This window comes from Actinomycetospora sp. C-140 (genome assembly GCF_054796175.1).
Map to the genome: position 1 here is coordinate 38,501 of NZ_JBTWNF010000014.1, position 13,141 is coordinate 51,641.

The 13,141-nt window shown below is 76.3% G+C and carries 15 protein-coding genes; 6 read left to right on the top strand and 9 right to left on the bottom strand.

The window, feature by feature from the left end:
* The first annotated feature begins 6 nt into the window (after window positions 1-6).
* Both ACR9E3_RS21925 and ACR9E3_RS21930 read left to right on the top strand, forming a co-directional pair.
* Complete coding sequence (locus ACR9E3_RS21925) at window positions 7-891, top strand: amidohydrolase family protein (RefSeq protein WP_460382650.1); 885 nt, start codon at window positions 7-9, stop codon at window positions 889-891.
* Complete coding sequence (locus ACR9E3_RS21930; protein ID WP_460382651.1) at window positions 888-1,538, top strand: hypothetical protein; 651 nt, start codon at window positions 888-890, stop codon at window positions 1,536-1,538. The genes ACR9E3_RS21925 and ACR9E3_RS21930 overlap by 4 nt, the downstream gene beginning before the upstream one ends.
* On the opposite strand, the gene ACR9E3_RS21935 is transcribed toward ACR9E3_RS21930, so the two are convergent.
* Complete coding sequence (locus ACR9E3_RS21935; protein ID WP_460382652.1) at window positions 1,525-1,959, bottom strand: MarR family winged helix-turn-helix transcriptional regulator; 435 nt, start codon at window positions 1,957-1,959, stop codon at window positions 1,525-1,527. The two genes, ACR9E3_RS21930 and ACR9E3_RS21935, sit on opposite strands and share 14 nt — an antisense overlap.
* Window positions 1,960-2,050: 91 nt before the next feature.
* On the opposite strand from ACR9E3_RS21935, the gene ACR9E3_RS21940 reads away from it, so the two are divergent.
* The 3 genes from ACR9E3_RS21940 to ACR9E3_RS21950 are packed head-to-tail and all read left to right on the top strand — an operon-like array spanning window position 2,051 to window position 4,976.
* Entirely contained in the window at window positions 2,051-3,484 is a 1,434-nt protein-coding gene (locus ACR9E3_RS21940) for an MFS transporter (RefSeq protein WP_460382653.1), read from the top strand.
* Entirely contained in the window at window positions 3,481-4,338 is an 858-nt protein-coding gene (locus ACR9E3_RS21945; RefSeq protein ID WP_460382654.1) for an NmrA family NAD(P)-binding protein, read from the top strand. The genes ACR9E3_RS21940 and ACR9E3_RS21945 overlap by 4 nt, the downstream gene beginning before the upstream one ends.
* A complete protein-coding gene (locus ACR9E3_RS21950) occupies window positions 4,335-4,976 on the top strand; it encodes a hypothetical protein (RefSeq protein WP_460382655.1) in 642 nt (213 codons plus the stop codon). The genes ACR9E3_RS21945 and ACR9E3_RS21950 overlap by 4 nt, the downstream gene beginning before the upstream one ends.
* Here the strand turns inward: ACR9E3_RS21950 and ACR9E3_RS21955 are convergent.
* Both ACR9E3_RS21955 and ACR9E3_RS21960 read right to left on the bottom strand, forming a co-directional pair.
* A complete protein-coding gene (locus ACR9E3_RS21955) occupies window positions 4,933-5,352 on the bottom strand; it encodes a TIGR03668 family PPOX class F420-dependent oxidoreductase (protein WP_460382656.1) in 420 nt (139 codons plus the stop codon). The genes ACR9E3_RS21950 and ACR9E3_RS21955 overlap by 44 nt on opposite strands.
* Before the next feature lie 5 nt (window positions 5,353-5,357).
* Window positions 5,358-6,197, bottom strand: coding sequence for an LLM class F420-dependent oxidoreductase (locus tag ACR9E3_RS21960; protein WP_460382657.1), 840 nt, complete (start codon window positions 6,195-6,197; stop codon window positions 5,358-5,360).
* Window positions 6,198-6,242: 45 nt separating this feature from the next.
* Between ACR9E3_RS21960 and ACR9E3_RS21965 the strand changes: the two genes are divergently transcribed.
* Complete coding sequence (locus ACR9E3_RS21965) at window positions 6,243-6,620, top strand: RNA-binding S4 domain-containing protein (RefSeq protein WP_460382658.1); 378 nt, start codon at window positions 6,243-6,245, stop codon at window positions 6,618-6,620.
* Here the strand turns inward: ACR9E3_RS21965 and ACR9E3_RS21970 are convergent.
* The 6 genes from ACR9E3_RS21970 to nadA form a co-directional block, all read right to left on the bottom strand.
* On the bottom strand, window positions 6,606-7,376 hold the full coding sequence (locus ACR9E3_RS21970) for a GH12 family glycosyl hydrolase domain-containing protein (protein ID WP_460382659.1): 771 nt from the start codon (window positions 7,374-7,376) through the stop codon (window positions 6,606-6,608). The two genes, ACR9E3_RS21965 and ACR9E3_RS21970, sit on opposite strands and share 15 nt — an antisense overlap.
* Window positions 7,377-7,501: 125 nt before the next feature.
* On the bottom strand, window positions 7,502-8,359 hold the full coding sequence (locus ACR9E3_RS21975; RefSeq protein WP_460382660.1) for a GH12 family glycosyl hydrolase domain-containing protein: 858 nt from the start codon (window positions 8,357-8,359) through the stop codon (window positions 7,502-7,504).
* A gap of 11 nt (window positions 8,360-8,370) precedes the next feature.
* A complete protein-coding gene (locus ACR9E3_RS21980; RefSeq protein ID WP_460382661.1) occupies window positions 8,371-9,543 on the bottom strand; it encodes an NAD(P)/FAD-dependent oxidoreductase in 1,173 nt (390 codons plus the stop codon).
* Window positions 9,540-10,415, bottom strand: a complete 876-nt coding sequence (gene nadC / locus ACR9E3_RS21985; RefSeq protein WP_460382662.1) for a carboxylating nicotinate-nucleotide diphosphorylase — start codon at window positions 10,413-10,415, stop codon at window positions 9,540-9,542. Before nadC ends, ACR9E3_RS21980 begins: the two co-directional genes overlap by 4 nt.
* A complete protein-coding gene (locus ACR9E3_RS21990; RefSeq protein WP_460382663.1) occupies window positions 10,412-12,058 on the bottom strand; it encodes an L-aspartate oxidase in 1,647 nt (548 codons plus the stop codon). The genes nadC and ACR9E3_RS21990 overlap by 4 nt, the downstream gene beginning before the upstream one ends.
* A complete protein-coding gene (gene nadA / locus ACR9E3_RS21995) occupies window positions 12,055-13,059 on the bottom strand; it encodes a quinolinate synthase NadA (RefSeq protein ID WP_460382664.1) in 1,005 nt (334 codons plus the stop codon). The genes ACR9E3_RS21990 and nadA overlap by 4 nt, the downstream gene beginning before the upstream one ends.
* Window positions 13,060-13,141 lie beyond the last annotated feature (82 nt).

Consider the following 13,141-nt stretch of genomic DNA (forward strand, 5'->3'; position numbering starts at 1 on the left):
GACCCGATGACCACGGTCGTCCCCGACGCCCGCAACCCCGGGCCGCACCCCGACCCGCACGCCCCGTCGTGGGCCCCGCCGAGCGGCGCCTGCGACGCCCACTGCCACGTCTTCGGCCCGGTCGCGCGGTTCCCCTACGCCGACGACCGCACCTTCACCCCGCCCGAGGCGCCGCTGGCGGACCTGCAGGCGCGGCACCGCCTCCTCGGCCTCGAGCGCGCGGTGATCGTCCAGTCGGCGGTGCACGGCACCGACCACGCCGCGCTGCTCGCCGCGCTCGAGGAGGGAGCCGGTCGCTACCGGGGCGTGGCGCTGATCCGGCCCGACACGCTGCCGGCCGAGGTCGCCCGTCTCCACGACGCGGGGGTCCGCGGCGCCCGGCTGCACTTCACCCCGCACCTCGGGGCCGCTCCGTCGCCCGAGGACATCACCGCGATCGTGCGCCTCGTCGCTCCCCACGGGTGGCACCTCGCCCTGCACGTCGCGGGCGACGGGATCGCCGAGCATGCCGACCTCGTGCGCTCGCTGCCGGTGCGGGTGGTGGTCGACCATCTCGCGCGGGTCGACCTGGCGGCGGGCCCGGACTCCCCCGCGGTCACCGCGCTGCGGCGCCTGCTCGACACCGGCGACGTGTGGGTCAAGACGTCCGGCACCGACCGCCTGGCCGGCTCGCCGGGCGGCCTCCCGGACGCCGCCGACCTGGCCGCGCTGCTCGTCCGCGGCGCCCCGGAGCGGGTGGTGTGGGGCACCGACTTCCCGCACCCGAACACCACCGGCTACGTCCCCGACGACGGCGACCTGGTCGATCTCGTCGAGCGCATCGCGCCGGACCCGGCCGACCGGCACCGGCTGCTCGTCGAGAACCCGACGGCCTGCTTCGACTTCCCGTGAGCGACGCCGACGGCCTGCTCCTCGTCCTGTCGGCGCCCGGCGACGTGCCGGACGACGAGTTCCACCGCTGGTACGACACCGACCACGCGCCGGCACGGGCCGCCCTGCCGGGCGTGCTCGGCGCGGAGCGCTTCCGCGCCGTCGACGACCTCGAGCCCGGCTGGCTGGCCGTCTACCCGCTGCGGCTGGAGGCCCTGGCCTCACCGGAGTACGCCGCGCTGCGGGTGCGCAGCCCCGCCGAGGCCGCCCTGGTCGAGCGGCTGGCCGCCCTCGACCGGCGTGTCTACGCCCGGCTCGACGGGGCGGGCCCGCCCGCGCCCGGTCCCGCTCCCCTGCTCCTCACGGTCGGACTGACCGGCACCGATCCCGGAGCGCTCGACGCCTGGTACGCCGAGGAGCACCTCCCGCTGCTCGCGGCCGTGCCGGGATGGCGGCGCGCGACCCGGTTCCGGCGGGTCGAGGGCGACGGGCCGGACCGGCTGGCGGTGCACGAGCTCGACGGCCCGGAGGTGTTCGCCACCGAGGAGTACCGGCGCGCGGTCACCACACCCCGCCGCGACGACGTCATGGCCACGGTGACGGCCCGCGAGCGGCGGCTCTTCGCCCACCACCGCACGATCAGGCCGCGGACGATCAGGCCGGGCTGACGTTGGCCCGCATCCGGGCGAGCACGCGCCGGGTGGTCTCCAGCTCCGCGTCGGTGAGGCCGTCGCGCAGGCGGCGGTCGTGCTCGACGGCGACCGTGCGCAGCCGGTGGAACGCGGCACGGCCGTCCTCGGTGAGCTCGACGCGGTGGACGCGGCGGTTGGCCGGGTCGCGGTGCCGGGTCACCAGGCCGTCGCGCTCCATGCCGGCGAGGTGGTGGGTCAGCGTCGCGCCCTGGATGCCGACGGCCTCGGCGAGCTCGCGCTGGCTCGCGGTCGCGCGCGTGGCCAGCGAGAGCAGGACCAGCCAGGTCGACAGGGAGCCGCCCGCCGCGGTCAGCGCCGCGTCGAAGGCCCGCCCGACCTCGCGGGCGGCGCCGGTCAGGACGAGACCCACGGGCGGGTCGGCGGGAGGTCCGGGCACGGCGACAGCGTAGCTCATCGTTCGATGGCTAAGGGATTGACAGCTAACCGTTAGACATCTAACGATAGGGACGTCGTCGTTGGAGGTCCCGATGAGCCACGCACCCCTTGAGGTCCCGCCCGCGTCGCCGCCCCTCGCCTCACCCCGCCGCTGGTGGGCGCTCGCCGTCGTCGCCGTCGCCCAGATGATGATCGCCCTCGACGCCACGGTGATGACCGTGGCGCTGCCGTCCGCGCAGGCGGGCCTCGGGTTCCCCGACGCCGAGCGGCACTGGGTGATCACGGCGTACACCGCCGCCTTCGGGGGCCTGCTCCTGCTCGGCGGGCGCGTCGGCGACCACCTCGGACGCACCCGTACGTTCCGCGTCGGGCTCGCCGGGTTCGCCGCGGCGTCGGCACTCGGCGCCCTGGCGCCGGACCTGACGCTGCTCGCGATCGCCCGGGGCGCCCAGGGTGCGTTCGCCGCCCTGCTCGCGCCCACCGTGCTGGCGCTGCTCGCCACGACGTTCACCGAGCCCCGCGAGCGGGGTCGCGCGTTCGCCGTGTTCGGGGCGATCGCCGGCGGCGGGGGCGCGGTGGGGCTGGTGCTCGGCGGGGTGCTCACCGAGAGCGTCGGCTGGCGCGGGTGCCTGCTCGCCGCGGTGCCGATCGCTCTCGTCGCGGGCCTCGGCGCGCGGGTGCTGCCGGTCTCGGACGGGTCGGGCGACCACCGCCGCTGGGACGTCGCCGGCGCCGTCCTCGTCACCGGCGGGCTCGTCGCCGTGCTCGGGGCCTGCTCGCAGGCGGCCCTGCGGTCGTGGTCGTCGCCGGTGACGCTCGCGCTGCTCGCCGGGGGCGCCGTGCTGCTCGCGGCGTTCGTCGTGCGGGAGCGCCGGACCTCCCACCCGCTGCTCCCGCTGCGGATCCTCGCCGACCGGGACGTCGCGGGCGCGTGCCTCGCCGTCGGCCTCGCGATGGCCGGCATGCTCGGCGCATTCCTCGTCCTGACGTACGTGCTGCAGGTCGTGCTGGGCTTCGCGCCGCTCGCCGCCGGGATCGCCTTCCTGCCGCTGTCGGCCGCGCTCTTCGCGAGCGCGCAGGTCGTCGGCCGCGTCATGGCCGACGTCGCGCCGCGCACCCTGATCGTCCCCGGCCTGCTCGTGGCCGCGGCCGGCATGCTCCTGCTGACGCGCCTGTCCCCCGCCGACGGCTACGCCGGCGCGGTCCTGCCGGCGGAGCTCCTGCTCGGCGTCGGCATGGGCGCGGTGATGACGCCGGCGGTCAGCCTGGCGACCTCCCGCGCCCGGCCCCGCGACGCCGGGGTCACCGCCGCGGTCGTCTCGGCGTCGCAGCAGGTCGGCGGCGCGGTGGGCGTCTCGGTGCTCAACACGGCGGCGGCCGCCGCGGCCCTCGGCGCCGGTGCCGCCGCGTCGTCCCGCGGTGCCGTCGCGGCCGCCGGCGGCGGCGCGGTCGCCCTGATCGCCGCCGCCGTCGTCACCGCCGTCCTCGTGACGGCCGGACCCGCACGGAACGGAGACCGGTCATGATCGTCGTCACCGGAGCCACCGGCCACGTCGGCCGCGAGCTCGTCGACCGCCTCGCCGCGGACGGCCACCCCGTCCGTGCCGTCACCCGCCGTCCCGACGCCTACGACGCGCCGCACGGCGTGGAGGTCGTCGGCGGCGACGCCGAGGATCCCGCGAGCCTCGACGCGGTGTTCGCCGGCGCCGACCGGGCGTTCCTCATGTCGGCGCAGCCCGTCGGCAGCGCGCCGCGGCCCACCCACGTCCCGGCGCTCGTCGACGCCGCCGTGCGGGCCGGCGTCGGGCACCTGGTGCTGCTGTCGGTGTACCGCGGCGGCGAGGGCGAGGACGTCATCGCGGCGTGGTCGGGCGCGGTCGAGGACGCGGTGACCGCGAGCGGCGTGCCGTCCACCCTCCTGCGGCCCGGGCGGTTCATGGCGAACGCGCTGCAGTGGATCCCGCAGATGCGGCGCGGGGACGAGGTCGCGATCCCCTTCGCGCGGCGGCCGGCGGCCTCCACCGATCCCGCCGACATCGCCGCCGTCGCCGCGGTCGCCCTCACCACGTCCGGGCACGCGGGCGCGGCCTACCAGCTCTCGGGGCCCGAGGTACTGACCCCGGTCGACGAGCTGGCCGTGCTCGCCGAGCTGCTCGGCCGCCCGCTGCGCGCCGTCGAGCCGCCGCTCGACGGCGTGCGCGCCGGCATGGTGCGCGCCGGGTTCCCGGCGCACGTCGTCGACGCGATCCTCGCCCGCAGCGAGGACACCGAGGACGGCACCGCCGTGCTGGACACCGTCGAGCGCGTCACCGGGCGTCCGCCCGCCACGTTCGTCGCCTGGGCCGCCCGCCACCTCGCGCGGTTCCGGGACGAGCGATGAGCCCGGCACCCGGCGCGATCGCCGGTCCCCTGGTCGGCGGCAGCTTCCTCACCGGGGTCGCCGCCGGTCTCGCCGTCGCCGACGTGCCGTTCCCGCGTCCGGGCGCCGACGCGGCCGCCCTGCGGGCCTACTACCGGGGCCGGCCCGCGGCGGCGCGCATCAGCGCGACCGGCCAGCTCGTCTCCACGGCCGCCCTCGCCCGGCTCACCACCGTCGTCGCCCGCACCACCCGCCGACGGTGGCTGCGGGCGGCGGCCGCGGTCGGCGGCACGGTGGCCGTCGGCTCCCTCGCGACGTCCGCGCTCACGGCCGCGACGCTCACGCGGACCGACGGCGACGACGAGCTGCGCCGCGGTGCCGCCCTGGCCTTCGCGGCGGGCGGGCCGGTCCACGGCGTCGGCTTCGGGCTGCTGACCGGTGCGCTCGTGCTCGCCGGCGGCGAGGACGGCCGGCTCCCCCGCCCCGCGGTCGTCGCCGGTCTGGCCGCCGGGGCGGCCGGGATCGCGTCCCCGCTGTGGTGGCTGCGGCCCGGGGCGGTGTGGCTGGTCCCGGCCGGGCGCTTCCCCGGGCTGGTCCTCGCGGCGCTGTGGGGGCTCAGATCGCCGACCACCCCGACCAGCGCGTCACCTCCACGGTGACCGCGGGCCCCTCGGGCGGGGACTCCCGGTCCTGGCGGTAGCGCGCGCCTAAGGCCTCGCGGGCGTGGGCGAGCACGTCGTCGGCGTCGGTCACCGTGGCGGTGCCGTCGGCGCGCACCCACCACAGCGCGTCCCAGTCGTCGTCGTAGCGGTCGACCAGGAGTGACACCGCCGGGTTGTCGGCGATGTTGCGCAGGCGCTTGAGGTCGCGGTGACGCTTGGGCTTGGCGTCCACCGCCATGACCACCGTGTCCTCCTCGACCGCGAACACCACCGGGACGAGGTGCGGCTGCCCGTCGCCGGAGACGGTGGCGAGGCGCGCGACGCGCGCCGCGGCGAACCGGCGGCGCGCGTCGTCGGCGTCGAGGGTGGGCACGGGCGCTAGCCCGTCACCTTCGCGAGCTCGTCGAGCTCCTTGAGGACGGTGTCGCGGTCGGACGAGCTCACGCCGTGGATGGCGCGCTCGAGACCGATCCGGCGGTAGCCGTCGAGGGCCTCGGGCGAGCTCTCGGCGCCGAACAGCGACATCGGGACCGGGCCGCGGCCGGCGTCCGCCGCCCTCTGCTGCAGGGCGTTCGCGCGCTCCTCGAACTGCCCGATGTTGTCCGGGCCGACCCGCTGCGGCAGCCAGGCGTCGCCGTAGTCGAGGATGCGGTCCTCGACGCCGGGCCCCATGCCGCCGACGTACACCGGCGGGTGCGGCTGCTGGGCCGGCTTGGGCCAGGCCCAGCTGCGGTCGAAGTCGACGAACTCGCCGTGGTACTCGGCCTCGTCCTGCGTCCACAGTTCCTTCATGGCCTTGACCTGCTCGGCCATGAGCCGCATGCGGGTCTTCGGGTTCGCCCCGTGGTGGGCCATCTCCTCGCGGTTCCAACCCGCACCGATCCCGAACAGGAAGCGCCCGCCCGAGAGGCGGTCGAGGCTCGCGACCTGCTTGGCGGTGTGGATCGGGTCGCGCTGGATGACCAGGCAGATGCCGGTGGCGACCTTGAGCGTCGACGTCGCGGCCGCCGCGGCGGTGAGGGCGACGAACGGGTCGTAGGTGTGGATGTACATCCGAGGCAGGTCGCCGCCGCCGGGGTACGGCGACTCTCGCTTGGTCGGGATGTGGCTGTGCTCGGGGAACCAGAGCGAGTCGAAGCCCCGGTTCTCCACCTCCCGGGCCAGCTCGGCCGGGTCGATGGCGTAGTCGGTCGGGAACATCATGATGCCGTGCTGCACGTTGTCCCGGATATCCCGTGGGGCGCGGTGCCATGCTGGGGAGCGATGGAGTCCACGCGCGTCGACCGCTGGCTGTGGGCGGTCCGGCTGACGAAGACCCGCGCCGACGCCGCCGACGCCTGCCGCGGCGGGCACGTGCGCGTCAACGACACCCCGGCCAAGCCCGCCACGCCGGTGAAGCCCGGGGACACCGTGCGCACCCGGGTCTACGAGATCCCACGGATCGTCGAGGTCACCAGGGTGATCGAGAAGCGTGTCGGCGCCCCGGTGGCCGTCACGTGCTACGTCGACCACACCACGCCCCCGCCCCCGCCGGAGGAGCGCCCCGCGCCCGTCGCCGTGCGCGACCGGGGTGCGGGGCGTCCCACCAAGCGCGACCGTCGGATGATCGACGCCCTGCGCGAGGAGTCAGGGAGCGGGTGACGCGTCGGGCAGGCTCGCGGCGAACGACCGGGTCGCGAGGCCTGCGCCGCCGATCCAGGGCTCGAAGCCGGCCTGCACGCTCGTCATGTACCACTCGGGCTTCGCGACGCCGCGGTTCTGGGCGTCGGTGACGAACTGGTCCAGCGGCAGGTCGCGGACCTCGTCGGTGGGGTCGTGGCGGACGTAGCTGATCGTCGGCAGGTCGATGGCGCCGAGCCAGACGTCCCATGTCGTGCCGGCGATGTCGACCTCGGCCTTCTTCTCGCCGATGGGCTGGACGCGGTCGGTGTGGCGCAGCCAGATCATCAGCTCGAGCCCGGTGGGCCGGCCGTCGCGCCGGGGCGTCGGGTCCATCCAGAGGTCGTAGGAGACGTTGTAGTCGCCGGTCGGGGGGACGGTGACGGCCCAGGACGACTTCAGGCCGGCGAGCTGCGAGACCGGTCGGGGGAACGGGCTGTCCTTGGTGCAGTTGCCGTAGTTGCAGCCCCAGACGATCGACGGGTACGCCGCCGGCTCGTCCTCCTTGTGGTGGTCGGCCGGGTCGACGACGAAGCCGGTGTCGAACGCCGTGACGCACTGCGGGGTGTCGGCGCCCCAGACGTCGTTCTGCACCTCGTACCGGCCGCCCTCGACGGGCGTCGAGCCGAACTTGTCGCAGACCCGCGTGCCGTCCACCCGAGGTGTGGTGGCAGTCGCAGGGCCCGCGCCCAGCAGCACCGAGAGCACGGCCGCGAGCACCACGATCAGTCCGCTCATCGCCCGTCGTCGACCGTTCATCTGCCGCCATCCTCGCGTCTCGACCGTTCGTCGCGGCAGAAGTTACGGTCGTCGTGCCATGTGGGGGAACGGCCCCACTCGTAAGAGATCGACTCTTTCGGGTCTCAGACCCCGTTCCGGGTGAGCGCGAAGGCGTCGGTGGTCAGGCCGTCGCCGCCGATCCAGGGCTCGAAGCCGGCCTGGATGTTGGTGAGGAACCAGGTCGGCTGGACGACGCCGCGGCGGGTGGCGTCGGTGACGAAGTCGGTGATCGGCAGGTCGAGCACCTGGCTCGTCGCCTCCTCGCGGACGTAGGAGATCACCGGCGTCCCCTGGTTCTCCCCGGTCCACACCGCCCACCGCGCGTCGCCGATCTGGACGGTGCCCCGCTCGGCGCCGATCGGCTGGACGCGGTCGGTGCGGTCGAGCCAGATCATCAGCTCGGCGCCGGTGTTGGCGCCCTCGCGGCGCGGGGTGGGGTCGAGCCACACGTCGTAGGCGACGTTGTAGTCGCCGCGCCGGGGCGTCGTGACCGCCCAGCTCGAGCGGATGTCGCCGAGGTCGGCGACCGGGCGCGGGAAGGGCGCGTCGCGGGTGCAGGTGCCGTAGTTGCAGCCCATGACGATCGACGGGTACGCCGCCGGGCCGGAGTCCTTGGCGTGCTGCGCATCCACCGAGAACCCGGTGTCGAAGGCCGTCGTGCACTGCGGGGTGTCGTCGCCCCACGCGTTGTTCTGCACCTCGAAGCGCCCGCCGGCCACCGGCGTCGACTCGGTCTTGCCGCAGATGCGCTGCCCGTCCTGCGCGCCGCGCGCGGGCAGGGGCGCGAGCTCGCCGGGGCCGGGGTTGCGGGGAGCGGCCGGCGCGCTGCTCTCCGGCGCGGCCGGCGCCGGCCCGTCGCTCGTGCCGCATCCGGCCAGGGCCAGCGCGAGCACGGCCAGGACGACGGCGCTCGCGCGCCGGAACCTCGAGGTCTCCCCCATACGGGGGAAGGCTAACGACCGCCGTCCTCGGCGCTGATCCGGGTGGCGAGCACCGCGTCGAGGTCCGTCCCGTGGGCGGCGAGGGCGTCGAGGACGTCGGCGGGCGGTGCGTGCCCACGGATCACGGCGGCCGCGAGCTCCGCGGCGGCGGGCGCGGTCTCGATGCCCGAGCCGCCCTGGCCGGCGAACAGGTGCAGCCCGGGGTGCTCGGGCCGGTCGCCGATCACCAGCGCGCGGTCGGCCACGAACGACCGCAGCCCCGTCCAGCTCGTGACGACCGACCGCAGGCCGAGCGTGGTCACCGCGTTGACGTTCTCCAGGGCCGAGGCCACGTCCAGCTCGTCGGGGCGCGGGTCGCCCGGCTCGGCCGGGGTCTCCTCGGACGGCGAGACGAGCAGGTGCTCGCCCTCGGGCTTGACGTACCAGCGCTCGCCGGCGGAGACGACGAACGGGTCGTCGCGGCGGACCGGGGCGCCCTCGGGGATGCGCGCGACCGCGATCGTGCGCCGGAGGGGACGCAGGCCCACCGGTGCGGCGCCGGCGAGGGCGAGCAGCCGGTCGGTCCAGGCGCCGGCGGCGAGGACGACCTCGTCGGTGTCGATCCGCTCCTCGCCGAGGGTGACGCGCCAGCCGGTGCTCGTGGGGTCGATCGCCGTCACCGGGGCGCCGGTGCGGATCGTCCCGCCGCGGGCCCGGAGAGCCTTGCGGTAGTGCTGGTGCAGGCCCAGCGGGTCGGCGTCCTGGGCGTCCTCGACGACGGCGGCCGCGTGCAGGGTGTCGGGGCGCAGGGCGGGCCAGCGGTCCACCGCCTCGTCGACGGTCAGCTCGTCGACCCCGGCGAGCGGGAGGATCTCGTCGCGCAGGGTGCGTTCCTCGGCGTCGTCGTGGGCCACCCGCAGGCAGGCCCGCGGGCGCAGGAACGGGTGGCCGGCCTCGTCGGCGAGGGCGGTGAACCGGTCCCACGACGCGTCGATGAGCGCCCGCGCCGGCGGCGCCCCGTGCCCGGGGATGTAGCTCGCCGCCGAGCGCCCGGTGGTGTGCCGGGCGAGCTCGCGCTCCGCCTCGACGAGCACGACGTCCCGGTCCCGCGCGAGCTCCGCGGCCACCGACACCCCGGCGATGCCGCCACCGACGACGACCGTACGTGAGCGAACTTTGGGGCTATAGCCCGGAACTCCGCTCACGTACGGAGGTCCAGGCCGAGATCGAGGACCGGGGCGGAGTGGGTGAGGGCGCCGACGGCGAGGAAGTCGACGCCGGCCGCGGCGTGGGCGGCGGCCGTGTCGATCGTCAGGCCGCCGGAGACCTCGAGGCCGGTCCGGGGCGCTCTCCGGTCGCGGCGGGCCACGGCCTCCATCGTCATCTCCGGCGTGAAGTTGTCGAGCAGCACGAGCTCGACCCCCAGCCCGAGCACCTCCTCGAGCTGCTCGAACGAGTCGACCTCGACCTCGCAGGGCAGGTGCGGGGCGGCCGCCGTCGCGGCCCGCCACGCCGCGGTCACCGACCCGGCCGCGGCCACGTGGTTGTCCTTGATCAGGATCGCGTCGCCGAGCGACATGCGGTGGTTCACCCCGCCCCCGCAGCGCACGGCGTACTTCTGCAGCGCCCGCAGCCCCGGCACCGTCTTGCGCGTGTCGCGGATGCGCGCCCCGGTGCCGGCGACGGCGTCGACCCACGCCGACGTCGCCGTCGCGACCCCCGAGAGCTGGCCGAGCAGGTTGAGCGCGGTCCGTTCGGCGGTCAGCAGGGTGCGCAGCGGCGCCCGGACGGCGAGGGCGACGTCGCCGGGGTCGAGGCGGTCGCCGTCCGCGCGCGCCGCGAGGACCTCCAGGTCGGGCCCGCACACCCGCTCGAGCACCCGCACCGCCACCCCGACCCCGGCGAGCGTGCCCGCCGGGCGGGTGCGGAACTCGCCGACGGCGACGCTGCCCTCGGGCACGCAGGCCGTCGTCGTGACGTCCGGGCCGTCGCGCAGGTCCTCCTCCAGCGCGCGGGCGACGACGGCGTCGACCTCGGCCGGGTCGAGGGTCTCCGGGAGCGCGGGGGCCGCGGTCATGCCACACCTCCGTGGCGGGCGTCGGTGGTGCCGACGTGCAGGCGCCCGTCACCGTCGAGGACGACGGTGCTCGACGCGCGCTGCCAGTGGTCGTCGGTGGCCGGGTGGTCGTGGCGGACGTGGCAGCCGCGGGTCTCGGTGCGCGAGCCGGCGGCGGCCAGCAGGGCGTGGGCGGCGAGGGTGAGGTTCGCGTCCTCGACCTGCGCGCACGTCCGCGGGACCCGCACGGCGCTCGCTCCCTCGACCGCGTCCGACGCCGCCGCGAGCCCGGCGGCGTCGCGCCCGATCCCCGCACCCCGCGTCATGGCCGCCTGCAGGACGCGACGGTCGGCGACGGGGATCGGCGGTGCCGCGGTCTCGCTCGCCGCCGCGAGCCGGCGGGGCCCGGCCAGCGCGCGGGCGATGTCCTCGGCGGCCCGCCCGCCCACGACCAGGCCCTCGAGCAGGCTGTTCGACGCGAGCCGGTTGGCGCCGTGCAGCCCGGTGCGCGCGACCTCGCCCGCGGCCCAGAGGCCCGGGACCCCGGTGCGCCCGCGGGTGTCGGTGACCACGCCCCCGCAGGAGTAGTGGGCCGCGGGGCGGACCGGCACGGGGTCGGCCGCGAGGTCGACGCCGATCGCGGCGCACGCCGCGGCGACCGTCGGGAAGCGGGCGGCCACCTCGGGGACGCCGGTCGCGTCGAGCCAGACGTGCTCGGCGCCCAGCTCGGAGATCCGCCGGGTGATGGCGGCGGCCACGACGTCGCGGGGGGCGAGATCACCGAGGGGGTGGACGCCCGCGGTCACCGACGCGCCCGTGGTGTCACGCAGCACCGCGCCCTCGCCGCGGAGGGCCTCGGTGACCAGCGGCGCGCGGCCCGTCGAGGACCGACCCGTGAACAGCGCCGTCGGGTGGAACTGCACGAACTCGACGTCGGCGAGCGTGGCGCCGGCCCGCAGCGCCAGCGCCCAGCCGTCGGCCGTCGCGACGGCGGGGTTGGTGGTCGTCTCGTAGAGCCCGCCGACGCCCCCCGTCGCGAGCAGCACGGCGGGAGCGGCGAGGCGCCCGGCGGTGCCGGCGGCGTCGCGGACCTCCAGCCCGCGCACGCTGCCGTCGGCGCCCGTCAGCACCGCGATCGCCGCGTGCCCGGCGAGCACCGTCAGCTCCTCGCGGTGCGCCGCGGCGAGCAGGGCCCGCTCGACCTCGGCGCCGGTGGCGTCGCCGCCCGCGTGGACGACGCGGTAGGCGGAGTGGCCGCCCTCCCGGCCCCGGGCGAGCTTCTCCGGTGGCCCGTCGAACACCGCGCCCTCGGTGCGCAGCGCGTCGACCGCGGCCGGGCCCGCGCGCAGGATCGTCCCGGCCGCGACGGCGTCGACGAGCCCGCCGCCTGCGGCGACCGTGTCGCCCAGGTGCGCGCCGACGGTGTCGCCGGTGACGTCACCGAGGACCACCGCGATGCCGCCCTGCGCCCAGCGGGTGCTGCCCTCCTCGGGGACGTCCTTGGTGACGACGACGACGCGCAGCCCGGCCCGTCGCGCCGCCAGGGCCGCGGTGAGCCCGGCGACGCCCGAGCCGACGACGACGAGGTCCGCAGACGTCTCCCAGCCCGATGGTCCGGCTCCCCTGTCGGCGTGCTCCCTCCACTGCTCCGCGTCCCGGCTCACTCGCCACCGCCCGGACGGCCGATCTCGATCATCCGCTGCACGGCGCCGCGGGCCCGGGCCGCCGTCTCGGGGTCGACGTGGACCTCGTCGCGGCCCTCCACCAGCGCCCGCGTCAGAGCACCAGGCGTGATCATCTTCATGTAGCCGCAGGCGGCGCGGTCGTTCACCGGGCGGAAGTCGACCTCGGGGTTCGCGCGGCGGAGCTGGTGGAGCATGCCGACCTCGGTGGCCACGAGCACGCTGCGCTTGGTGGTGTTCTTGGCGGCGTCGAGCATGCCGCCGGTCGAGAGGATGTGGACCTGGTCGGCGGGCACGGCGCCCGCGCCGGCCAGGTAGAGCGCGCTGGTGGCGCAGCCGCACTCGGGGTGCACGAACAGGTCGGCCTCGGGGTCGGCCTGGGCCCGGGCGGTGAGCTCGGCGCCGTTGATCCCGGCGTGGACGTGGCACTCGCCGGCCCAGATGTGCAGGTTCTCCCGGCCGGTCTCGCGCTTGACGTGGGCGCCGAGGAACTGGTCGGGGAGGAAGAGGACGTCCTGGTTCTCCGGGATCGAGCGCACGACCTCGACCGCGTTGGACGACGTGCAGCAGACGTCGGTCTCGGCCTTCACCGCGGCGGTGGTGTTGACGTAGCTGACGACGACGGCACCGGGGTGTTCCGCCTTCCAGGCGCGCAGCTCGTCGGCGGTGATCGAGTCGGCGAGGCTGCAGCCGGCGCGCTCGTCGGGGATGAGCACCGTCTTGCCCGGGGCGAGGATCTTCGCGGTCTCGGCCATGAAGTGGACGCCGCAGAAGACGATCGTGCTCGCGTCGCTCGCCGCGGCGATCCGGCTCAGGGCCAGCGAGTCGCCGGTGTGGTCGGCGACGTCCTGGATCTCGGGGCGCTGGTAGTTGTGCGCGAGCACCACGGCGTCGCGCTCCCGGGCGAGCCGGCGGATCTCCTCGGCCCACCCCGGACCGGCGGCGGCCGGTGCGACGAGGTCCGTGGCAGCGGTGACGGTCATCGCCGTCTCCTCCCCCGGCGACCCCTCGGCGTCGAGGGCGGCCGGTCTCGGTGGTTTTCGCCTATTGGTCGAAAACGTGGTC

Coding starts and splice junctions, on each gene's coding strand:
- ACR9E3_RS21925 (WP_460382650.1), top strand. CDS start 7: ATGACCACGGTCGTCCCCGACGCCCGCAACCCCGGGCCGCACCCCGAC.
- ACR9E3_RS21965 (WP_460382658.1), top strand. CDS start 6,243: ATGGAGTCCACGCGCGTCGACCGCTGGCTGTGGGCGGTCCGGCTGACG.
- ACR9E3_RS21975 (WP_460382660.1), bottom strand. CDS start 8,359: ATGGGGGAGACCTCGAGGTTCCGGCGCGCGAGCGCCGTCGTCCTGGCC.
- ACR9E3_RS21950 (WP_460382655.1), top strand. CDS start 4,335: ATGAGCCCGGCACCCGGCGCGATCGCCGGTCCCCTGGTCGGCGGCAGC.
- nadC (WP_460382662.1), bottom strand. CDS start 10,415: ATGACCGCGGCCCCCGCGCTCCCGGAGACCCTCGACCCGGCCGAGGTC.
- ACR9E3_RS21970 (WP_460382659.1), bottom strand. CDS start 7,376: ATGAGCGGACTGATCGTGGTGCTCGCGGCCGTGCTCTCGGTGCTGCTG.
- ACR9E3_RS21940 (WP_460382653.1), top strand. CDS start 2,051: ATGAGCCACGCACCCCTTGAGGTCCCGCCCGCGTCGCCGCCCCTCGCC.
- nadA (WP_460382664.1), bottom strand. CDS start 13,059: ATGACCGTCACCGCTGCCACGGACCTCGTCGCACCGGCCGCCGCCGGT.
- ACR9E3_RS21945 (WP_460382654.1), top strand. CDS start 3,481: ATGATCGTCGTCACCGGAGCCACCGGCCACGTCGGCCGCGAGCTCGTC.